We start from the raw sequence: 21,959 nt of genomic DNA, 5'->3' as shown, positions 1-21,959 counted from the left end.
GGTAGTTTCCCAAGTTTTCAGAGGCGTTACGGACGCGTTCCAAGACAATTACGGGCAGTGCTTACGGAAGTGCCCCAAGTTTTCAGAGGCGTTACGGACGCGTTCCAAGACCGTTACGGGCAGTGCTTACGGAAGTGCCCCAAGTTTTCAGAGGCGGTTTAGAACACGGTGAGGCCGTGATCGCGGAATATGTTCCGCGCTGCCTCCGTGGCTTGTTTCGACGGGGGTTCCACGTCAGCTAACTGGTAGTCGATGCCCAGGCTGTCCCATTTATCGCGTGCCATCTGGTGGAACGGGAGCACTTCAACCCGCTCCACGTTCGGCCACGCGCTCACTATCCGCGCGGCTTGCTCCACGTTATCCGGATCGTCCGTGAGCCCCGGGACCAGCACGAACCGGGTCCACACGGGAATCCCCCGCTGCGCGAGCACGTTTCCGAACTGCACGGTGGGTTCCAGGGGGCGCGAAGTCGTTTTCTTGTACGTGTCCGGGTCCCCAGATTTGACGTCAAGCAGCACGAGGTTCAAGTTATCCAAAATCGTGTCCGTCGCAGACCGTCCTAGGAAACCCGACGTGTCGATCGTCGTGTGGATCCCCTGTTCCCGGCACCGCACCAGCAGGTTCTCAAGGAACTTCGGTTGCATCAGCGGTTCCCCACCCGAGAACGTGACCCCACCTTTACTGGCCCGGAACACGGCTTTATACCGGCGGATCCGGTCCATCAGGTCATCGGTCATCACGGGGGTACCGTTACGCATTTTGAACGTGTCGGGGTTGTGGCAGTACAGGCATCGCAGTGGACAGCCCGCGAAGAACGTGGTCATGCGCGTGCCCGGCCCATCAACCGCGGTCACTAACTCCCACGAGTGCACGGAACCAATCTCCCCGGCCCGCACCGCTTCAAAATGCGCGTGCCGATCCAACTCCGGAGCCTTCTTAATCCCCTGCAGGCCCGCCCCAGAAACCCTGGGGACTTCTTCTTCTAACGGTTCGGGGCGGTACTCCCCGGTCAGACCCTCCGTCTGCCAGAACGCACCGCCCCTATCGAGTTGTTCACTCAAAATCGAGTTAATCCCTCAAACTTACATGCCGTCGTGGAACGTGCGCGACAGCACGTCTAGCTGCTGTTCACGCGTTAGGCGCACAAAGTTCACGGCGTAACCCGACACGCGGACCGTCAGCTGCGGGTACTTCTCTGGGTTCTCCATCGCGTCTTCCAGCGTTTCGCGGTTAAGCACGTTGATGTTCGCGTGGTACAGGCCTTTTACCCCACCGTTATCCGCCCGGTTTTCTTTCATGGACGCCAGGCGCTGTTCAAAAGTCATGGTTGCCATTTTTGTCTCCTTATTATTTTGCTTCTTGAGGTTCTGCGCGAACCCTATAGCTAGTTCTGCTCGTTGAGGTTCCGCGCGAACCCTTGTGGTTATGTTTACCGCTGCGTTGGTTAGCCCCGCGCTTAGTCTTGCTTGATGAAGCCGGCGTCCATGATGCCAACCAGGTTCGATACCTGTTCGCTCAGGTCGCGGCCCAGCGACGAGGGGATGATGGTGTTGGTCAGTGAGATGCCGTCGAGGGCGTCCGTGTAGTCGAGTTTACCGACCGAAAGCATGGAAGCCAGCATCCCGTGGGTGTCTGCCCCGTTTTCGGGGTTAGCACCCGGTGCAAATGGGGTTCCCGCTTCGTGCCCTGAGGGGAACGACCCGGTCGCCTTGCCGTACACGACGTTCGAGGTGATGGTCAGAACCGACTGCGTTGGGATCGCGTCGCGGTACATGGGGATCGCTTTGATCTTGGACATCACGGTGTGCACGATGGTTGCGGCGATGTCGTCCGCGCGGTCATCGTCGTTACCGTAGCGGGGGAATTCCCCTTCCGTCTTGTAGTCCACAACCAGCCCTGTTTCGTCCCGAACGGGGGTCACGGTGGCGTATTTGATCGCCGACAGGGAGTCCGCCACGATCGACAGGCCCGCGATACCGCATCCCATGGTGCGGACAATGTCGGAGTCATGCAACGCCATTTCCATTGCTTCGTACGCGTAGCGGTCGTGGCAGTAGTGGATGATGTTGAGGGCTTCCACGTAGGTGCCCACCACCCAGTCGAGCATCTGCTCGTACTTTTCCCAGACCTCATCAAAATCTAGGGGGCCATCGGACTTGATTGGTTCGTAACCGTCCATGACCTGCTTGCCCGACACTTCGTCGCGCCCACCGTTGATGGCGTACAGCAGGGCTTTAGCCGCGTTAACGCGCGCCCCGAAGAACTGCATTTGCTTACCTACCCGCATGGGGGAAACACAGCAGGCGATTGCCGCGTCGTCGCCCCAGTGGGACCGAATCTGGTCGTCGGCCTCATACTGGATTGAGGAAGTTTCAATCGAAACGCGGGCACAGAACCGCTTGTAGCCATCGGGAAGGTTTTCGTTCCAGAAGATCGTGATGTTCGGTTCCGGTGCGGGCCCGAGGTTCATGAGGGTTTGCAGCAGGCGGAAAGACGTTTTCGTCACCAGGGTGCGTCCGTCTTCGCCGAAGCCGGCGTCCGACCAGGTGGCCCAATATGGGTCGCCCGAGAAAATCTGGTCGTACGCGATGGTACGGAGGAACCGCACGATCCGCAGTTTGATCACCAGGGAGTCGATGATTTCTTGCGCTGCTTTCTCGTCGAGCACACCGCGTTTGAAGTCGCGTTCGAAGTAAATGTCGAAGAACCCAGATAGGCGCCCGATCGACATGGCGGCCCCGTCTTGGCTCTTAATGGAACCCAGGTACCCGAAGTACGTCCACTGCACGGCTTCTTGCGCGTTCTGGGCGGGTTTAGAAATGTCGAACCCGTATGCGGAAGCCATGTTCTTCAGCTTCTTCAGGGCCTTGATTTGCTCCGCGTGTTCTTCGCGGTAGCGCGCCCAGTGCTCCGAGAACGGTTGGTTAGCAACGGCGTCTTTGTCTTTTTGCTTCTCTTCAATCAGTTTGTCCACGCCGTAGAGGGCAACGCGGCGGTAGTCCCCGATGATGCGTCCGCGCCCGTACGCGTCGGGCAAGCCGGTGATGATGTGGGAAGAGCGCGCAGCGCGGATGCGGGGCGTGTAAATGTCAAATACCGCGTCGTTGTGCGTCTTACGGTATTGGGTAAAGATCTTTTTCACGTCGGGGTTGGGTTCTTTACCGGCTTCTTTAATCGCCGTTTCAACCATGCGCCACCCGCCCTCAGGCATCATCGCGCGTTTAAGTGGAACGTCGGTTTGCAAGCCGACCACAACGTCATCATCTTCACTGATGTAGCCTGCAGGGAAGGCATCTACGTCGGCGGGCGTGTCAACGTCAACGTCGTACACGCGGCGTTCACGTTCGACGGAAAGGTAGTTCTTTTCAAGAGTGTCCCAAAGACGCAACGTTTTGTCTGTGGGTCCTTCTAGGAACTCTTCACCGCCTTCGTAAGGCGTGTAGTTTTGCTGAATGAAATCTCGAACGTCAATGTTTTCGGTCCAGTTACCGGTTTTGAAATCGGCCCAGGCTTCCTCAAACGCTTGCGTTTCAGGTTTCGAAGCGTCCTTAGCCACTTTCTCATCTCCTTAGACGTGCTTATATTTACGGTTTTTCTACTACTTCCTAATCGTATCCGAGCTTGCGAGGCGGTTCCTCAGTTGGATTTAAAGATCACACCTGTGCGATCTAGTTCACGAATGGAATTTTTGTGGTTTCTTGAGGGTGGTTAGCGGCGCTACCGTTTCCCTAGTAATGCGGCCATAACTGCAGGTGCGCCATCGTATTCGGCGGGGCCGGTGACGGCGTTTGCAGCTGCTTTAACTTCGTCGCTTGCTCCCTGCATGGCGACGCCGTGGTGTGCCCACTGCAGCATCGCTAGGTCGTTGGTCCCATCACCGATCGCAACAGTACCGGTTTCTGGTACCCCCAGTTGTTCGCGCAGTGCTTCTAACCCGGAGGCTTTGGTGACCCCTTCCGCACTGACGTCCAACCAGGCGGTCCACCCAACGGCGATTTCCACGCCCGGCAGGTCTAGCTGGCCGATGCGCTGCGCGAACTCGTCGCGCGTAACATTCAGTTCCCGCACTATCAGTTTGGTGGTGCGAGTGCTGGCGACGTCCGCGATGTCTTTAACTATCACGGTGTGTTCGTCCTCCAGTAGTTCCCCGGGTGGGAACGGGCGCGACAGCCAGTAGCCCATGGGGAGGCGTTCGCATCCAAAGAACGCGTCGGGGAACTCCGTGACAATCGTGGAGATGGTTGGCTGGGGGTCAAAGTCGAACCGCTGCACCGCCTGCGCGTGCCCATCGGTTATTTGCAGGGTAATCGCCCCGTTGGAGCACACGGCCCAACCGTCACGGATCCCCACTTCCTCCAACACCGGCAGGGTCGCGTTGATCCCCCGTCCGGTAGAAAGCACCACGTGCGCGCCCGCGTCCTGCAGCTGGGCAACCGCTTGTTTAGACCTAGGGGTGGCCCCGTCTACAGTCAGTAAAGTCCCGTCCAGGTCAAGTGCCACCAGCAGGTTCGGCCCCGCTTGCTCGAGGGTGCCGGGTAAATCCGCTGCCGCCTGGTCCAGCAGATGCTCGAACGGCATCGGCGGAAGTGTGGTAGGCGGCGGTGTCAGTAATGGATTACTCATCGCTCCTTACTGTATGGGTTCGAGCACGCTTACACCACCCATATAGGGCTGCAGTGCCTGCGGAACGTTGATTGAACCGTCTGCATTCTGGTGGTTTTCCAAAATTGCTACGATCCAACGGGTGGTCGCTAGCGTCCCATTTAGGGTTGCGGCAATCACGTTGCCGTCGGTTTTGCGTTGGCGAATATTTAACCGGCGCGCCTGGAAAGTGGTGCAGTTAGACGTGGAGGTCACTTCCATCCACCGCTCCTGGGTGGGCAACCATGCTTCGCAGTCAAACTTGCGGGCTGCCGAGGAGCCCAAGTCGCCCGCCGCCGTGTCGATCACGCGGTAGGGAAGTTCTACTTTCGCGAGCATCTGCTCTTCCCACGCCAGCAACCGAGCGTGCTCCTTTTCCGCCTGTTCCGGCGGGCAGTAAGAGAACATTTCTGCCTTATTGAACTGGTGGACCCTAATAATCCCCCGCGTGTCCTTACCCGCCGCACCGGCTTCGCGCCGGTAGCACGTGGACCACCCCATGTAGCGCCGCGGCCCCTCATCTAAATCTAAAATCTCATCCTTGTGGTAGCCCGCGAGCGCCACTTCGGACGTGCCCGTTAAGTACAGGTCGTCGGCGGGCAGGTAGTAGATTTCGTCGGAATGTTCCCCGAGGAACCCGGTGCCCCCCATGATTTGTGGGGTAACCAAAGTGGGGGTCATCATCGGGGTGAATCCGGCGTCCACCGCCTGGTCCATCGCCATTGTCAACAGCGCTAGTTCAAGCCGCGCCCCCACACCCTTGAGGTAGTAGAAGCGCGATCCGGATACTTTTGCGCCGCGTTTCATGTCGATCGCGTCGAGCCCTTCAGCCAGTTCCAAGTGGTCTTTGGGAGTAAAACCTTCTTTGGTGAAGTCGCGGGGGGCTCCGCCTTCGTGGCGCAGGACCTCAAATTTGTCTTCCCCACCCGATGGGACTTGTGGCAGCACAATATTGTCGAGGCTGCGCGCAAGTTTTTCTAGTTCCTCAGCTGCCGTATTCGCTTTGGCTTCTAGCGTTTTCACCTCTTCGGCGAGGGCTTTAGCTTTTTCGAGAACTCCGGCGCGTTCTTCTTTCGGGGTTTTCCCGATTGATTTCGACACGGCCTTTTGTTCGGCCCGTTTCGTTTCGAAATCACGCAGGGCTGCGCGCCGGGCCTCATCGACTTGCAGGATCTGATCTACAAGATTTGGGTCAGCGCCCCGAGCGATCTGTGAATCGCGGGCTGGTTGGGGGTCCTCACGAAGCTGTTTCAGGTCAATCATGCTTTAAGACTACCGCGGGTAAGCGGGTGCCTGGTATTCGCGCGGGCAGTTTTCGTGTCGCTACGGTTAAACTGGCTGTTAGCAGACCGGTGTTTTGAAACGCTTGGTTTCGGTCTGGTTAGGAGCTTGTTTTGACGACCACCCCCCACGCGCACGGCGGCGTGTATGTGATTTATAATCCCGCGAAGGTCGCGCGGCTGCACCGGTTGAAGCGTTTGGTGCGGAGTTTTTGTTTAGAAACGAACGCGGGCGAACCCACGTGGTTGCCCACGAGCGTTACGGACCCCGGGACGGGGCAGGCAGCCCGGGCGGTAGCGGCGGGTGCTTCGCTGGTTCTAGCCGCGGGGGGAGACGGTACGGTGCGGGCCGTTGCCGCGGGGGTTGCGAACACGGACGTGCCGCTGGCAATACTGCCGTACGGAACCGGGAACCTGTTGGGCCGCAATATTGGGATTCCCCCAGACGACGTGGCAGAAGCAGTGGAGATCGCGTTCTACGGCTACAACTCGCACGCCGACATTTCGTGGCTACGCATTGAACGCGGGGATGAACCACCGGTGTTACTGCCTGAGGGGAGGCTGCTACCCGAATCGCATTTACAGATGCTGCGTGCCCGCGACGTCACCCCACCGGCAGCCAACGAGTACCCGTTCCTCGTAATCGCAGGCCAAGGGTGGGATGCGGAACTGTTTGCCGGCACGGACACACGCTTGAAAAAACACATGGGGTGGGGCGCTTACGTGGTAGCGGGAGCCCGCACCCTCAAGGTCCCAAATATTAAGACGTTAGTGGAACTGGATGGGCACCGGCGCTACCGCGTTACCGGCCGGTCGATCTTGTTCGCGAACTGCAGCCAGCTGATGGCGGGGATCACCCTGGTGCCGGGCGCGCAGATTAACGACGGGCTAATTGACGTGACCGTGTTCGCCACGCAAAGTGGGCTCATTGGGTGGCTCGACCTGTTTTCCAAAATAGCTGCGCAGGGCGTGGGAATTAAGCAAAGCTATTTACCGGGCACGGACGGTCGTTTAGACTTTCGTAGAGCCCGAACAATCTCGACACGCACCCGAAAACCGCGGTTAACGCAAGTGGACGGTGACACGATTGGAAAGGCACGAGACGTGTTTGTGCGCATCGACAAGCAGGCACTGACACTAAGACACGGCTGAACAGCCGGTATTTAGAGGAGGAAAAACGCATGAGCGACGCCAACAACCCATGGGTCAACCCCGGAGGGCCAACCGAGGAGCCGCCGCGGGAAAACCGTGACGCTGACCCACTCGAACCAGGCGACGCAGCAACCTCCTCAGGGGAAAAAACGAACCCGGCTACGGGCCCTGAATTCACTGGCGCTGAAGAACCTGGTGCTGAAAAGATGAGCCGTGAGGGCAACTCAGAGCCCAAAGAAGGTCGCGCAAACGCGCAAATGCTCCCCCAAGGCGCGAACAGCCAGGGGAATTACCAGCAAACGGACACTCAGGTGAGTAACCCGTGGAGCAAACCCCCGTCATCTTACGGGTGGTCGGTAGTGAAACCGGGGATCATCCCAATCCGACCGCTGAAGTTAACGGATTTTTTCGAAGCCGTGTTCAGCCTGATTCGTTTTAACCCGGCGGGCACGCTTGGGCTCGCGGTTCTGGTGGGTATTATCGGCGCGCTCCTAGCGGGGGTTTCTAGCGCAATCGTCACCAACACCCCAATGCCAGAACTGGGGGAAGATCCGCAACAGCTAATCCTGGCCTTCATCCCCGTAGGTCTGCAAAGCATTGGATCGCAGCTGCTCACAGGGCTGCTCACACTGCTGGCGATCCCGATGCTGGTACTGGTTACGCTTGCGGCAGTACGCGGTTACAAACTGAACCTAAAACAAGTGTGGGCCGGTGCGAAACCACGGCTATTGCCCGCGCTCGGTGCGGGAATCGTGATTTCAATAATCACCACAACGGTGGGGCTGGTGACGATCGCGGCGGTGGTTGCAGCTGCTATTTTCATAGTCGCCAGCTCGCAGATCGACAGTATCCACCTGGTGTGGGTCATTCCTCTTCTGGCGATTGTGGGGATCCTGATCGCAGCCTTGTTGAACGCCCGCTTCGCCCTAACCATGCCCGCGGTGGTGGAAGAAAAACTCTCCCCCCTCAAAGCTATTTTTCGTAGCTGGCGACTTTCTAAAGGAAATACGTGGCGACTGGCTGGAATCCTGATTCTCACCATGATCGCCATCAGCGTCGTCGTTGGCGTCATCTCCATGCCCTTATCAATCGGGTTAGGTGTGATTGTGGGGCTCGCAAACACTAGCGCGGCAACGCTTTCCGCGCTGTCCGCTGCGGTGACCGCGATCAGCTACGCAATCTCATTCGTTCTAACCATCCCAATCCAAGCGGGTGTGGTAACCATGCTTTACGTAGACCAACGGATCCGGAAAGAAGGTTTCGACATGCAGCTACTGAACGAGTCGCAAACTCACTAATACGAAGATACAGCGGATATGTTAGTTTCCACTGCATTTACTCCAGATCCCGATGAGGCGCGGGAACTGTTGGAACGCGAACTCTCCCACGCGGAATACAACACGTTCGACATGCTCCAAGCGGTGTTCAACCGCTGGCTTCAAGAACTTCTCACAGCCGTCCACTTACCCCCAAATGAAGTGGGGTACACGGTTGCGATCATCGCAGCAATCATAATCGTTGCAGTTCTTGGGCTAATAATCTGGAGGATCCGCAAACACCGTAAAGTCCGTGGCGAAGCTTCCGTTGAAGACGCTTTGCTGGACCCAACTGTGAGTGCTGAAGAGTACGCATCCCGCGCCCGCGCCGCCTTGGAAACTGATCCGGATGCCGCGGTAATAGATGCGTTCCGCGCAGTGGTGGCCCTGTTGGACCGCGCAAAAATCATGCACGCCTCCCCTGGGCGAACAGCCGGGGACGTGCAGCGGGAACTGCAGGCACATTTCCCTGCTCTGAAATCGGCGGCAACACACGCCACCCGCGCATTCAACATCGCCGCGTACGCGCAAACCCCAGCGCCGCGCACCACGCGTGAGGACGCGCAGCAGATCCTCGCGATTTTTGAACAACTGAGCGCTGCCCACCAACGCAAGCAAGCGCCTCAAGGATACTCGGAATCTCACAGCTACCCGTCACCTCAGGGACATTCGGAAACGCAGGGGCGTCCGGAAACGCAAGGCCACCCGGAAACGCAGGGTCGTCCGGAAGCGCAAGGAGGTGGCGATGAGTGAATCTAAGCCGCTGACTCGCAACACCCGAGCGATCGTGATGTGGGTGGTTATCGCGGTGGTTGCGGTCGTGCTACTCGCCTGGTTTGCCCCCTCGTCGAAAGAACAGGTGCCGCTTGACGCAAAGTCACCCGGCCCCATGGGGACAAAAGCGGTGGTTCAAGTATTAAAGCAGCACGGGGTGAAAACCCAGTCGATTCACTGGGCCAACCAGTTGGAAGCCGTGCAAGGCAAAACGGTGGTGATTACAGACGCGGACGCCATCGAAGAAAAAGACGTGGCGAAAGTGAGAAACGCCCTCAAGAAAGCGCGCCGCACAATATTTCTGGGGGGAAGCCAAGAACAGCTGCACGACCTGGGAATAAACGTGCGCGCTGGGCAAGCGCAAACCATCGCCAAAACTACCTACCTGAACGTCCACTGCACCGCCGGCGTGTTTGGGAACGCGAAAATGGTGGACGGTTTAGCGATGCGATTCACCGCTGCTTCAACCGAGAACGCGCCCGAAAACTGTATTGGCGAACCCGCCCTCACCCTGCCTGCGAACGAGCGGCACCCTCAGACTGTACTGCTTGGCGACCCCACGATCTACACGAACCTATCAATCCGATACCACGACAATGCGGCAGCAGCCCTAGCGTCCCTGTCCGCATCCGAAGATTTAATCTGGTACCTGCCCGCCCTCGACCCGAAGACGGAAGTGGACCCCACCGCAACCGGGTTCCTGCTGCTCCTGCCACCGTGGTTCTACTCCGCAGCAGTGCTTGCCGGATTCGCGGTGCTGGCCCTCATGCTGTGGCGGGGCCGCCGGTTCGGACGCCTAGCAACCGAGCCCCTCCCCGTGGTGGTGCGCGCAACAGAAACCACGGAAGCGTTAGGGAGGCTCTACGAGCAAAGTGCAGACCCGGGAGTGCCGTTAGAAGCCATCCGGGTGGGCGCACGTCACCAACTGGCCCGCGCTTTCGGCCTGGGAACACACTTCCACCCCGCCGTGCTGGTGAGGCGGGTTGCCGCCCGAACCGGGCGCGAAGAAAACCAGGTGCGTGACACCCTGTACGGCAAACAGATAGTTTCCGAAACAGAACTCATTCATTACAGCCGACTAATAACGCAGATCCTTCAGGAGGTTACCCATGACTGAATCGACAAACCCTCGCGACGCCCTACTGCGCGTGCGTTCCGAGGTGTCCAAAGCCGTGGTGGGGCAAGACGCCGCGGTTACCGGGCTGATGATCGGGTTCCTCACCGGTGGGCACGTCCTCCTCGAAGGCGTGCCAGGAACCGCGAAAACCCTGCTGGTGCGCGCCCTGTCGAAAGCACTTTCGCTTGACACTAAACGCGTGCAGTTCACCCCGGACCTCATGCCCGGTGACATTACCGGGTCTCTGATGTACAACCGGGCGGCGGGCGAGTTCAACTTCCATGCCGGCCCGATTTTCACGAACCTGTTCTTGGCGGACGAGATTAACCGCACGCCTCCAAAAACGCAGGCGGCGCTGCTGGAATCGATGGCGGAACGGCAGGTGAGCGTGGATGGGCAGCCGCATTACCTACCGAAACCGTTCATGGTGGCGGCAACGCAGAACCCCATTGAGTACGAAGGTACTTACCCGCTGCCAGAAGCGCAGTTGGACCGGTTCATGCTGAAAATAAACATGGACATTCCGGCGCGTGATCAGGAAGTGGAGATTGTGTCTAGGCACGCGCACGGGTTTGATCCGTCTGATTTGGATGAGGCGGGCTTGCAGCCCGTGGCCAGTGGGGAGGATCTGCAGGCTGCGATGCGGGCGGTGCAGGACGTGTCGATTCGCGATGAGGTTGTGGGCTACATCGTGGATATTGCGCGGGCCACGCGGGTTGCGCCGTCGTTGAACTTAGGGATGTCCCCGCGTGCGGCAACCGCGTTGCTGGCGACGGCGCGGGCGTGGGCATGGCTTTCGGGCCGCGATTTTGTGACGCCGGACGATGTGAAGTCCCTGGTGTTCCCCACGATCGCGCACCGGTTGGCATTGCGGCCAGAAGCGGAGGTTGAAGGGTTGAAAGTTGAGTCCGTGCTGGCGTCGGCGTTGGATTCGGTGACTGTACCGCGATGAGTGTTTCGTGGCGTCCCGCCGCCTTACTGTTAGCGGGCATTATCCCGTTGGTGATTGTGCAGCAGCGTTACGTTGCTGGCTTGTGGCTCGTGTTTGTGCTGGTGATGTGCGGTTTGGATTATGCGACTGCGGCGAGCCCGCGGAAGTTGTCGATGCGGCGTGAGCGTTCCAGCGCGGTGCATGCGGGTGAGCCTTCCACCACGTCCCTCACGATTATGAACGCGGGTAAAAGGGATATGCGCGCGGATGTGCGGGACGCGTGGCAGCCTTCTGCGGGAGCGCACAACCACATTTTCTCTACCCGCATTCGCGCTGGTGAGAGCGTGGAACACACGTCTGACCTGACGCCGACGCGGCGGGGCCGGTTGTGTACCGACCGGATTACGGTACGTTCGTGGGGGCGTATGAGGCTGGTGGCGCGCCAATTGTCGTTTGAATGCCCCGGTGAGTTGGATTCCCTCCCGGCGTTTCCTTCTAAGGCAAAACTTCCGGTGGCGTTCGCTAAGTTGCGTGCCGTTGAGGGCATGGCAACGGCGCGGATCCGCGGGCAGGGAACGGAGTTTGACTCGTTGCGCGAGTGGGTTGATGGCGACGACGTGCGTTCCATTGACTGGCGGGCTACGGCGCGCACGGACGATGAGTTGATTGTGCGCACGTGGCGGCCCGAGCGGGATCGGCACGTGGTGATGCTACTGGACACTTCCCGCGTGATGGCAGCGCGCATTGCGGACACCCCCAGGTTGGATACGGCGATGGATGCAACTTTGCTGCTGTCTGCGGTTTGTGCGCGGGCTGGTGATCACATTTCGATGATTGCGGGCAGTAACGAGGTGGAACAGCAAGTGGTGCGACCTGCGAACGCCGACGCGTTGAACGACGTGTCCCACGCGTTGATGCACGTGGACCCGCAGATGATAGAGGCGAACTGGGCCAGGCTTGCGGCGGCGGTGCATGGCTTGGGAAATAAGGTGTCGCTAATTGTCATTTTCACTTCAATCGACCCGACCGTGCTGGCTGATGCGCTGCTCCCCCAGTTGAGTGTGCTGGCGAATAAGCACCGGGTTATGATCGCGTCGGTTGCAGATAGTGAAGATGGGATTTTAAACCTGCCAACCGATGAAGCCGAAACCACTGCCGCGGACGTGTACCGGGCCGCCGCGTATGAAACGTTGCGGGAGCGTTCCCGTCAGGCAATTACAGGTCTTGAGGCCATGGGCGTGTCCGTGGTTGAGCGCGACGCGGAGAACCTTCCGATGGCGGTAGTGGACCACTACCTGGCGTTAAAAGCTCGCGGCCTACTGTCTTAAGCCCGCGCGAACTGTTACCCACTGCTTCTCAGCAGACTAGCCCACCCTTGAGCAGACCCCTCTTTGAGCAGACTATTTGGCGCCGGTTTGGTTGGGTTGCGGCGGTTTGGTTGGGTTGCGGCGGTTTGGTTGGGTTGCGGCAGTTTGGTTGGGTTGCGCCGGTTTGGTTGGGTTGCGGCAGTTTGGTTGGCTTTATGCTCTGGCCTTAACTGGACTATATTGCGGTGACGGTTTGGGCGTCTCGCTGCCACAGGGGGATGTCGCCGTCAACCCCGTTCTGGTAAGCGCGTTTGCCAAGTAGGAGTGCGTACAGCATGAAGCCTATCCACGCGGTCAGTCCGATCCCTACGCGCACAGCGGTGTTCAGTGGGGAGGGAGTTACGAACGCTTCGATGATCCCGCACAGAAGCAGCACTATTGCAAGCCCGAGGCTGAGCATAAGTACTTTGCGTCCGCATTCGCCGAATGCTTGTGCGCGCGTGCGCGCGCCCGGTGCCACCCAAGACCAGAACAGTGCTAGCCCCGCGCCGGCGGCGACGAACACGCACGTCATTTCTAGCATCCCGTGGGGCAAGATGAGTCCGAAGAAAATACTGCCTTTACCGGCGGTAAACATGACCGCGCCAGAAACTGCGAGGTTCATCATGTTTTCAAACAGTACTTTCACCACCATTACCCCGGTTACTCCCAGCGCGATGGATTGTACGGCAACCCAAGCGTTGTTTGTCCACACTTGCGCTGCGAACTCACTGGCCTGGTAGGTCGAGTAGTAGTCTTCAAACTGGTTGTTAGCCATTTCCTTAACCTGCTCGCTACCGAGCACCTGTTCCACCACTTCCGGGTGGTGCGTCAGCCAGAACCCGGCGATGAAAGCAAATAGTACTGAAACCACCATCGTGGTGATCCACCAGTACCTCAACTGGTATAAAACCGACGGGAAGGTGCGGGTAAAGAACTGTCCGACGCTGCGGGCGTGAAACACTTTTGTCTGCCCCGCCCGCCGCCGGGCCTTACCCAGAATGGCCGAAAGGTAAGACACCAGCATCGGATCGGGCGTGCGCGTGCGGACAAACGATAGGTGTGTGGAAGTGGTTTTGTACAGGTCCACGAGGCGTTGTGCCTGCACAGAGTCCAGTTTGCTCAGTTTTGATAGGTGCTCTAGTTCTTCCCAGAGCTCCCGATTTTTTAGGACAAACGCATCCAGATCCATACGTCTAATGCTAAATGACGATATCGTTCATGTCATGGGGCATTTCGACAGTACTGAAAGTCAAAGAACCTCGCTGCCGCAGCGGCCCGCCAGGCAGCGCCAGAACCTCACGACGGATGACTTCGTAGTGGGTGAAGGCGTGGCGCTCGCAACCCCACCTGTAAGCGTGGTTACGCGACTGTTGGAAGGGATCATAGACTGCGCGGCGCTTGCGCTCACGAGCATTCTGCTGTTTGTAGCGTACTTATTGATATATCCGTTTAAAACAAACGCCACTAACTCAGTTGTGCTCGTAACTATCATTGGGACGATGCTCTTTCTGGTGCCCGCCACTATCGAAGCGATAACGCACGGGAAATCGCTTGGTAAGTGGATGTGCGGTACCCGCGTGGTGCGTTTTGACCAGGGCCCGATTTCTGCTCGCCACGCGTTCACGCGCGCTTTGATTGGGGTGGCAGAGATTTGGTTGACGTCGGGTTCGCTCGCCACTATTTCTAGTTTTGTAGATAAGCACGCGCGCCGCCTAGGGGATATTGCAGCGGGTACGTATGTGATTAGTGAACGCGTGAAGCTGCAAGAAACACATCCAATGCAGGTTCCGCGGGATCTTGAGGGGTGGGCTCGCTCTGCGGATATTAGCTTGCCAACTGGTTTGGCGCTGGCGATCCGCCAGTTTTTGAACCGAAAAGAGACGATGATGCCTCAGGCGCGCCAGGCGATGGGGCAGCAGTTGTTGGATTCTGCTCGTGCCCACGTTTTGCCAATGCCTAGTGAGCAGGTGGGGGCGGAGGCCGCGTTGACCGCGATTTTAGCGGAACGCACCGCCCGTGATTTAGCGCGCATTGACCGCAACCGGGAGCTGGCTCAGCGGGTGTTGGTGCAAAGAAGTTAGCGTACCCCTGCTTCTTCTGGTTTGCTACTGTACTGAGATGTGAGGTTTATTCACTCGTCATCGTCAACACGCGGGTGCCCGGAATTAGACAGCCACCGGGCACCTGGTAGCGGGCGCGCGCTCTATTCCGCCCCCGAGTTCTGCTACCGCGAATTCTGCAGCCCCGAATCAACTCTGCGCGGCAAACTCCATAGTGCCCGCGCACTGGTTTTCCCCATGCTGATCCTGGGGTTGTTAACGTGCTTAGCTTGGCTAACCCCGAACGAGCCTGCGTTTGCGTTTCCCCCCGCTGGTGTCGGCGCCTCTACCCCCTCAGGCGAAGAACTACCCGCGGCGCCTTCACCGGATTCTGCGAATGCACTGGTTTTAGCACTGCCAGACACGGGGGTGGCGGATCTGGATTGGAAGTCACCGCGCTTGGCGAAGTTCGCGCAGAAAGCGGGGTTTGCGAACCTCATGTTGACGTCGCGTGAGGAATCTGTGACGCTCACCCAAACTGCAAAACAGTTGAAAATGACGCCGATTGGACTTTCTGATTTTTCTTGCACTGGCCTGCAAACCACGCCGCAATTAGTGGACTTGTCGCGAGGTGTTACGGCAGATTCCCCGGCAGACCGGGCGGCGCAGGTTGAAGAGCGGCTCGCGCACGCGTTAGAAGCATCTGCGGATTGTCCAGCGCGAATAATCGTCGCGTCCCTGTCGGATGCGGGACCCGCGGACCTGCATGCGCTCGCGGTTTCAGATCCGGAGTCGCACCAGGCCGGAGCCCTCTACTCCGACAACACGCGCCGCGCTGGCTTGTTGACCGTGGCGGATTTGAAGTACCTCATAAATGGTGGAGCGGTAAATACCAGCCGGGAGCTGGGTACGAACCCGGGGGAAATCACGGGGAACCTGGTGAGCGCGCAGGTGCACGCGCATGCGGCGAAAAACACGATCGCCCCCTGGTTTCTAACGTGGGCACTAGTGATGGCGGGGGGAGTGATCGCTGCGGGTGGTGTCGGGTGGCTGGTACGGTACCGGCACAAAACGGTGAGTGTACGCACTTGGCGCGCGTTGACGTGGTGGAACACGATTTCGTTCGCGTGGGTGCCGGCCGCGTTAATACTGAACTTTGTGCCGTGGTGGGCGTATTCTACCCACCCCGCTATCCCGATCCTGCTGACCGCTTTGATAGCCGTGGTTTTAACTGCGGTGGCGCGGCAAACGGCGATTCCAATTGGGGTTTTAGCGGCCACTACTCTGCTGTTGTTGGTGACGGATATTGTATCGGCCACTAGCTACCAGTTGGATGGTTTCTTGGGGCCGCTCACCTTGATTTTCCGCCGTTTTTACGGGGTGTCTAACCGCGAGTACGTGATTTTGGTTGTCACCGCGTTCATTTCACTGCTCCCGTATGTGCACGCGCAGTTGAAGGCGGGGAAGCGTTACGCGGCTGTGGGAGCGGTCGCATTAATGGGCGTTGGGGTGCTGTGCGTGGACGCGTTGCCTGTGTGGGGCGCGGATTTTGGGGGTGTGCCCGGCATTGTTGGCGGATTCCTGTTGGCATGCATTTTGCTTTTGGGGATGCGTTTGAGGTGGTGGCACGCTCTTTTGTGGATTGGTGCGTCCGCGTTGGGGTGGGTCGCTATAGCGGTGGTCGATGCGCATGCGCCACAGCCCACGCACGTGGGGCGGTTGTGGCGCGCTTTGGTTTCGGGTGAAGGTTGGCCGGTGTTGGCGCGCAAGTGGTCAGATATGACGACGAGTGTTCTAAATCCGATTACGATCGCGGTATTGGTGCTGCTGGCCGTGGTTGTGTTTGTTTTAGTGTGGGCGATTCGCCGCGGCCGGTTTAATGGGGCTAAGCAATGGCTTGGAAGTGTGCCTAGTTTACCTGTGCCGCGTGAACGTGGTTCTAAACCTCTGTTGGTTTCTATGGGATTCGCTATTTTAGTGGCAGTGTTGGTGAATGATTCGGGTTTAATTATTATTGCCGATGGTCTACTGATTGGTTTGCCGCCTGTGACCGCGTTGATAACCCGCCAGTTTCAAGAGTTAGCCGCTAGGGATTAAGTGTTTTTCACCGCGTTTGGTAAGCAAGCGTTGTCACTGGTGGCGCAGGATTTGCGGCGGCGGGGCGTGCGCCGCCTGGTGGCGCCAGATTATTTTTGCCTCAGCATGATCCTTCCTTTTGAGTTAGAAGGCATTTCTGTTCGTTACTGCCCAACGGACCGGCGGGCACTACCAGTTCCGCGGCGCCTGGCCGAACTTGTGACGCCCGGTAGTGCGGTGCTGCTGTGTTTTACATTTGGGAACTTGCCGACTGCGCAGCTTGTAAGTGTTCTTGAGGGGTTGCGAGCGGGTGGCGTACCCATTGTGGTGGATGGGACGCATAGTTGGCTGGGACCTCAAGCGAATCTGAACGGCGAGGAAACGCAAGAAACACAGCGTGCGGACGGCGGCGGGTTCGCGTCTGTGGCGCTTAGAGCGAAGCCGGTTTACGCGGATTATTACGTGGTGTCGATGCGTAAGCTCCTACCTGTTCCCGATGGGGCTTTCGTGCACGGGCTCGAGGCGGATAGCAGGCTCGTGGATACGCCATTTTTTGCACAGATCCCCGGTTCTATGGGCGACTCCAACTCTATGGGCCGTTTTGGCAGTACGCCGAATAACGCACCACCGTCTGAGCGGGCGACTGTTCTAGCGCTAGAGGCGATGCGCAACCGCAGAGATTGGTTAGAGGAGTTAACACCTCGGGAGTTCCCGTCGTCTGAACACCGGGACGGCCACATAATAAATCACGGGGACGCCCACATAGTCGCGCGTTGGGAAGCCTGTAGGGCTGCTCGCAAGTGGTTGCAAGCGTTGGATGCGGCGGAGGATGCGATTGAGCAAGCGTGGTCGCCAGCTCCGGTGAGCGCGCGGACTCGGCGTTTCCTAAAAACGGCGAACTTGGAAGAATACGCGCGCAAACGCCGCTCGGTCGGTTCTTTGTTGATTGACCGCATTTCGCACCGCTTCGAAGTGGTGAATCGCAAGAACCCAGAATGCGGGGTCGTGGTACGCACTAACGGGAAGGAACACACCCGGCACCTGCTGGATCAGCTTCTGGAAATCGGGGTGTCCTCCCCTATTTATTGGCAGCGCCCGGCCGGGATGCCGCATAAAGCACCGTGGCCAGAAGACCTTCTAACACTTTCCACAGCGCCAGATCAACCATTGGCGCTACTGGACAAAATCGTTGAAACCATCTGCTAGCACCCGGGCCTCACGCTGCTTACGTTGCCACGCTTGCGCCACGGTTCGCTTCGATTCCGCTGCACAAACCCCCAATGTCGCTCGCTCAACGCAACCTCGCGTTTGCCGCCGCTTCGTCCGCGGCAGTTCTCTTTGTTAGAGGGCCTGGGTGTTAAAACTGGATGATTTGGCGTAGTTCTTTCCCGGCTGCGAGCCTGTCCATGCCTTCGTTTATATCTTCCAGTTTGATGTGGCTGGTGATCAGTTTGTCTAGTGGTAGTTTTCCCTCTAGGTATAGCTCCGCGAACTTGGGTACGTCCCGTTTCGGCACTGCCGACCCCATGTAGCTGCCCATCACGGTGCGAGCACCAGCTGTCAGGGCTGTGGGGTGGATTTGTGAAACCTCGTCGGGGGCTGGTAGGCCAATCGTCACCATTTTCCCACCCACTCCGATCGCTTTGTATGCAGTTTCAAAGGCTTTCGGGTGGCCCGCAGCCTCCAGAACTAGGTCGGCTGTTACCCCTTTTTCTTCCACTTCTTTTGTAGTTAAGCAGTGGTGAGCGCCGAACTGTTTCGCAAGCTCCAGTTTGTCGGCACTGACGTCAGCAGCGGTGACTTCCACGCCCTCACACGCTAATGCGGTTAGTAAACCCGCCATACCAACCCCACCTAGGCCCACTACCATGAGTGATTGGCCTGGTTTTGGGTCTAGTTCGTTTAGCACGGCCCCACCCCCGGTGATCATTGCGCAGCCGAGCACTGCGGAAATGTCAGCAGGTAGTTCTTGAGGTACTTTCACAATCGATGCCTGGTCTACAACCGCATGCGTGGCGAACCCGCTCACTCCCAAATGGTGGTGGATCTGTTGGTCGCCGTCGTGCAAGCGGATGGAACCATTCAGCAGCATGCCCGCATTGTTCGCAGCAACTCCCTTGCTGCACGGTAGTTTCCCTTCTGTTTGGCAGGCTCTACATTCTTCGCAGCGGGGAAGGAATGTCATAATCACGTGGTCGCCTTCGTGAAAGTCTTTAACTTTGGCTCCTACTTCTTGCACCACACCAGCGGCTTCGTGTCCAACAACTAGTGGAGTGGGCCAAATCCGATTCCCCTGTAGAACGGACAGGTCGGAGTGGCACAGCCCAGCAGCAGTGATTTTAACGAGCACTTCGGTGGGGCCAGGTGCGTCCAAAGATAGCTCTTTCACCTGCAGGGCTTTTGATTCGCTAAATGGTTCCGGGCAGTTCTGACTTTCAAGTACGGCGGCTGTAATTTTCATGGTCATCATCCCCTTCGATACCGACCTCACGCAAGACCTCCTTGCGCGAAAAACGTGTAACCAAACTACAACGAATCCGAATGTTCAGCTACCGCACCGAATAAACCTCCACATTTTGAAACCGAGTTATCAAATTGTTATCCAAATATTTTCCGAAAACTCTTCTCTCATCACCTGTATTCGCAGTAATATTGCACTGTTGCTATTCGGCAACTACACAATTAGGTACTGAAAGGTACGAGATTAATGAAAAATGTTTTCAAGAAACTAGGGATTATAGCTGCTGTAGCTATAGTTTCTGGGGGGTTCTTCCCTCGCTCTAGCTGCTAACCACTCGGCCTCTATGACGGGGTCTACTGCAAAATCCGTTGGTAAAGTAATATATTCTTACGACACAGCAGCCGATTCTAAATTCACCCGAGCCAACTGGACTGTAAAGGGTGCATCTGGTGGTGTTACAAATAGGTCAGGCTCCAGCTCAGTGGCATCAAGAAACACACGATATGACATTAAAGCAGTGCAAGTATGCAGATCGAGAACTGCCTTACCAATGATTTGCACAAGTTGGAACAATAATTACTAACCAATACAGAAACTGGAATGAAACATGAGGATCGGGGTTTCTAAGCGTACGTTTGTCGCGGTGGCAGTTACTGTAGGTATTGTTGTGCTTGCTTTCTTCACTCTCGCAGTCAGGTTCAGTAGTCAATATGCGCGGAACGCTTTTCTAGAGGAACTGGGAATGTCAGATACTCCCGCGCAGTCGGGATTACCTGCGAACGCAGATGCGCTCATTTACTACACTGCGGCTAGTCAGCACACGGTTACAGCGCTGCTTGCCAGGCCACATACGTTAAGAACCCCGATCCCATTCAATGCAAATAAATGGCCTTCCGCGGGGCATTTCTATGCATCCCCGGATCTCAATAGCTCCGAAATCCACGAACTTTCAAATAAGTTCGGCACATTCGAAGGCTATTTACCTGAGGGCCGGGGACTTCCATCAACGAAATCATCCCGCATAGTTCTTGCCAATCCTAAAACAGTCTCGGGGTTGTCACCAACCTGCTTCGGCTGTTCAAAAACATCTGTTGATCCTGGGTTTTTCCCACCCACCCAGTTGAGTACCACTGCTAGTTACGCAGGGCTAGTATGCAGTTTCATTATTCCTTCACTCATATTACTAGGTACCGTAACACTAGCCTGGCGAAAGAAACAGGACCATGCAACACATATTTTGGAGACCTTAGGGGCAACGCCGCAATCCTTACACTTATCGCTATTCCGCTCGTTAATAACACCATGGTCAGCGGGTGCAATAGGCAGTATCCCTATACTTCTTATTTTGTTTCTATTCGACATTCCTATTCCGTTCTTCACTTTCACAATTAGAAGAATCGACGTGTTGGGAGTGTGGTGGGCATTTCTCTTCGCATTTTTTGCTGCGGCTATGACGAGTGCTCTGGTAATTCTAATGTGCACCTACCCAAGGAAACCTCGATTCACCCCGGCGGGAATACGAGATACACGCATAACAACTTCATCTAAAGTACTCGGTTTTATCGGTCTATTTATTCCGCCGATAGCATCGACAATAGTGCTTAACGACTTCATAAATGCCAGTTACACCGATGCTTCAAACGCGAACTATGCACTCTTTTGGATCGGAATTATCGGTACATTACTCGCTATCCCGTTCACAGCGCGCTTCCTAATCCATCTGAGTTCACGCATTATTCTAAGATTCGGACGGTGCAAAGCATCGGCCTCCATGATTGTTGTTGGCCGCACTTTATCCAGCTCATCACAGATCGTCCGTTCACTAAGCACAGGATCAATACTGATCCTAGTAACCACTACACTCGCAATACTCAGCCTATTAACCTGGCTGCCCGCTGGCCAAGTTCAAAGAACAATCAATTTCGTTGATAGCAGTTACGTTCAAATCGCTATCCCACAAAATGCTTCAATTGCAGAACTTGCCCGCCTAGAGAAAACTCTTAGCAAATACTCCGTTATGGAACTCGCTACGTTCTTACCCACAAATGACAACGAAAAGTCTAAGTTGAAATACACCCTTTCAGCTACCCCAAACTCATTTAAAAAGTGGCATCTGGAATCTGGGAAATCCACATCCGTAACTTCGTTGCCGCCGAAACTTGCTGTGATGTTCCCAGATGACCAGGTGGTCACCGTTCGCACTGTTTCTTCAATAAAAGACGCTGGACTATCGGCAGAGGCAAAGGAAAACCTTCCAGCATCATTTTCGTGGATAGTTTCGAAACAATCCGGCAGTAGGGTCGACAAGTCAGAAATTACCAAAATAGTTAGCGCCACACTAGGACCTGTGTGCAACGTATACGTAGGTGGTGAAGAATGGATCGCGGGCGCTAACGACACACTGTTCCAACACAGGTGGCTCCACCTGTGCGCCATTGTCTCCTCCGTTATCCTACTGGTCGCAATCCTCATCACCGCCACAAGAGACATTGAGGACTTCAACGCTCGACTGATACCAATTCAGAAAGCGTACGCAAGCACCTCAACAGTGCGTAAATCCATATGGCTCCGCACGTGCCTGCTGGGACTACTAACTGTGCTAATAGGCGGTGGCGCTAGCATCTGCTTCGCGCGGTGCATAGAAGACAATCGTCTAAACACCGTCGGCGGAATATATCCGGTAATCGCCGCAATATGCGCCCTCATGGTATTAACGCTTCTCCTGTTTACTTCGTTATCGTCCCAGCATCACCGCGGCAAAAAACATTTTTCAACCATTTACATTCCCAAAACATAGCGCACAACCCCGTGCTCTCACAGTTA

At 56.7% G+C, this 21,959-nt stretch carries 17 protein-coding genes; 10 read left to right on the top strand and 7 right to left on the bottom strand.

The features are described 5' to 3' along the window. Positions 1-158: 158 nt before the first annotated feature. The 5 genes from pflA to serS all read right to left on the bottom strand — a co-directional run bounded on the left by pflA (position 159) and on the right by serS (position 5,904). Complete coding sequence (gene pflA / locus QS713_RS02345) at positions 159-1,013, bottom strand: pyruvate formate-lyase-activating protein (RefSeq protein WP_313273711.1); 855 nt, start codon at positions 1,011-1,013, stop codon at positions 159-161. 69 nt (positions 1,014-1,082) lie between these two features. Then, positions 1,083-1,334, bottom strand: coding sequence for an autonomous glycyl radical cofactor GrcA2 (gene grcA2 / locus QS713_RS02340; RefSeq protein ID WP_102216461.1), 252 nt, complete (start codon positions 1,332-1,334; stop codon positions 1,083-1,085). Between the two features lie 122 nt (positions 1,335-1,456). After that, complete coding sequence (locus QS713_RS02335; protein ID WP_313272134.1) at positions 1,457-3,556, bottom strand: pyruvate formate lyase family protein; 2,100 nt, start codon at positions 3,554-3,556, stop codon at positions 1,457-1,459. Between the two features lie 161 nt (positions 3,557-3,717). Next, positions 3,718-4,623 carry an HAD family hydrolase gene (locus QS713_RS02330; RefSeq protein ID WP_313272132.1) on the bottom strand — a complete coding sequence of 302 codons (906 nt, stop codon included), beginning with the start codon at positions 4,621-4,623 and terminating at the stop codon, positions 3,718-3,720. A 6-nt stretch (positions 4,624-4,629) separates the two neighbouring features. Further along, a complete protein-coding gene (gene serS / locus QS713_RS02325; RefSeq protein WP_313272131.1) occupies positions 4,630-5,904 on the bottom strand; it encodes a serine--tRNA ligase in 1,275 nt (424 codons plus the stop codon). 131 nt (positions 5,905-6,035) lie between these two features. On the opposite strand from serS, the gene QS713_RS02320 reads away from it, so the two are divergent. The 6 genes from QS713_RS02320 to QS713_RS02295 are packed head-to-tail and all read left to right on the top strand — an operon-like array spanning position 6,036 to position 12,539. Further along, positions 6,036-7,073: a diacylglycerol/lipid kinase family protein gene (locus QS713_RS02320; RefSeq protein WP_313272129.1), complete on the top strand. Its 1,038-nt coding sequence runs from the start codon at positions 6,036-6,038 to the stop codon at positions 7,071-7,073. A 29-nt stretch (positions 7,074-7,102) separates the two neighbouring features. Further along, positions 7,103-8,371 carry a glycerophosphoryl diester phosphodiesterase membrane domain-containing protein gene (locus tag QS713_RS02315; protein WP_313272127.1) on the top strand — a complete coding sequence of 423 codons (1,269 nt, stop codon included), beginning with the start codon at positions 7,103-7,105 and terminating at the stop codon, positions 8,369-8,371. Between the two features lie 18 nt (positions 8,372-8,389). Further along, positions 8,390-9,142 (top strand): DUF4129 domain-containing protein, encoded by a 753-nt coding sequence (locus QS713_RS02310; RefSeq protein ID WP_313272126.1) that lies wholly within the window; start codon positions 8,390-8,392, stop codon positions 9,140-9,142. Next, entirely contained in the window at positions 9,135-10,280 is a 1,146-nt protein-coding gene (locus QS713_RS02305) for a DUF4350 domain-containing protein (protein ID WP_313272124.1), read from the top strand. Before QS713_RS02310 ends, QS713_RS02305 begins: the two co-directional genes overlap by 8 nt. Next, entirely contained in the window at positions 10,273-11,232 is a 960-nt protein-coding gene (locus tag QS713_RS02300) for an AAA family ATPase (protein WP_313272122.1), read from the top strand. Before QS713_RS02305 ends, QS713_RS02300 begins: the two co-directional genes overlap by 8 nt. Further along, complete coding sequence (locus tag QS713_RS02295; protein ID WP_313272121.1) at positions 11,229-12,539, top strand: DUF58 domain-containing protein; 1,311 nt, start codon at positions 11,229-11,231, stop codon at positions 12,537-12,539. The genes QS713_RS02300 and QS713_RS02295 overlap by 4 nt, the downstream gene beginning before the upstream one ends. 214 nt (positions 12,540-12,753) lie before the next feature. Here the strand turns inward: QS713_RS02295 and QS713_RS02290 are convergent, their stop codons facing one another. Continuing rightward, the gene (locus tag QS713_RS02290; protein WP_313272120.1) at positions 12,754-13,749 is read right to left on the bottom strand and encodes a stage II sporulation protein M; all 996 of its coding nucleotides are present in this window, start codon (positions 13,747-13,749) and stop codon (positions 12,754-12,756) included. A 7-nt stretch (positions 13,750-13,756) separates the two neighbouring features. Here QS713_RS02290 and QS713_RS02285 point away from each other — a divergent pair, with 7 nt between their 5' ends. The 3 genes from QS713_RS02285 to QS713_RS02275 are packed head-to-tail and all read left to right on the top strand — an operon-like array spanning position 13,757 to position 17,881. Further along, positions 13,757-14,641 carry an RDD family protein gene (locus tag QS713_RS02285; RefSeq protein ID WP_313272119.1) on the top strand — a complete coding sequence of 295 codons (885 nt, stop codon included), beginning with the start codon at positions 13,757-13,759 and terminating at the stop codon, positions 14,639-14,641. Positions 14,642-14,680: 39 nt separating this feature from the next. Continuing rightward, a complete protein-coding gene (locus tag QS713_RS02280; RefSeq protein ID WP_313272117.1) occupies positions 14,681-16,696 on the top strand; it encodes a hypothetical protein in 2,016 nt (671 codons plus the stop codon). Continuing rightward, positions 16,697-17,881: a hypothetical protein gene (locus QS713_RS02275; RefSeq protein WP_313272116.1), complete on the top strand. Its 1,185-nt coding sequence runs from the start codon at positions 16,697-16,699 to the stop codon at positions 17,879-17,881. A 151-nt stretch (positions 17,882-18,032) separates the two neighbouring features. Here the strand turns inward: QS713_RS02275 and QS713_RS02270 are convergent, their stop codons facing one another. Next, positions 18,033-19,166 carry an alcohol dehydrogenase catalytic domain-containing protein gene (locus tag QS713_RS02270; RefSeq protein WP_313272114.1) on the bottom strand — a complete coding sequence of 378 codons (1,134 nt, stop codon included), beginning with the start codon at positions 19,164-19,166 and terminating at the stop codon, positions 18,033-18,035. Between the two features lie 712 nt (positions 19,167-19,878). On the opposite strand from QS713_RS02270, the gene QS713_RS02265 reads away from it, so the two are divergent. Beyond that, positions 19,879-21,933: a hypothetical protein gene (locus QS713_RS02265; protein WP_313272113.1), complete on the top strand. Its 2,055-nt coding sequence runs from the start codon at positions 19,879-19,881 to the stop codon at positions 21,931-21,933. Positions 21,934-21,959: the final 26 nt, after the last annotated feature.

Origin of the sequence: Gleimia hominis (assembly GCF_032085515.1) — a bacterium.
In the GTDB taxonomy this organism is placed as follows: Bacteria; Actinomycetota; Actinomycetes; order Actinomycetales; family Actinomycetaceae; genus Gleimia; species Gleimia hominis.
The sequence above is the reverse complement of the archived record's forward strand: the minus strand, read 5'-3'. Positions and strand labels throughout refer to the sequence as shown.

Bases quoted from the DNA above. Each gene is read 5' to 3' on its own strand.
- grcA2 (WP_102216461.1), bottom strand. From the start codon at position 1,334: ATGGCAACCATGACTTTTGAACAGCGCCTGGCGTCCATGAAAGAAAAC.
- QS713_RS02330 (WP_313272132.1), bottom strand. From the start codon at position 4,623: ATGAGTAATCCATTACTGACACCGCCGCCTACCACACTTCCGCCGATG.
- serS (WP_313272131.1), bottom strand. From the start codon at position 5,904: ATGATTGACCTGAAACAGCTTCGTGAGGACCCCCAACCAGCCCGCGAT.
- QS713_RS02315 (WP_313272127.1), top strand. From the start codon at position 7,103: ATGAGCGACGCCAACAACCCATGGGTCAACCCCGGAGGGCCAACCGAG.
- QS713_RS02310 (WP_313272126.1), top strand. From the start codon at position 8,390: ATGTTAGTTTCCACTGCATTTACTCCAGATCCCGATGAGGCGCGGGAA.
- QS713_RS02305 (WP_313272124.1), top strand. From the start codon at position 9,135: ATGAGTGAATCTAAGCCGCTGACTCGCAACACCCGAGCGATCGTGATG.
- QS713_RS02300 (WP_313272122.1), top strand. From the start codon at position 10,273: ATGACTGAATCGACAAACCCTCGCGACGCCCTACTGCGCGTGCGTTCC.
- QS713_RS02295 (WP_313272121.1), top strand. From the start codon at position 11,229: ATGAGTGTTTCGTGGCGTCCCGCCGCCTTACTGTTAGCGGGCATTATC.
- QS713_RS02290 (WP_313272120.1), bottom strand. From the start codon at position 13,749: ATGGATCTGGATGCGTTTGTCCTAAAAAATCGGGAGCTCTGGGAAGAA.
- QS713_RS02285 (WP_313272119.1), top strand. From the start codon at position 13,757: ATGCTAAATGACGATATCGTTCATGTCATGGGGCATTTCGACAGTACT.
- QS713_RS02265 (WP_313272113.1), top strand. From the start codon at position 19,879: ATGTCAGATACTCCCGCGCAGTCGGGATTACCTGCGAACGCAGATGCG.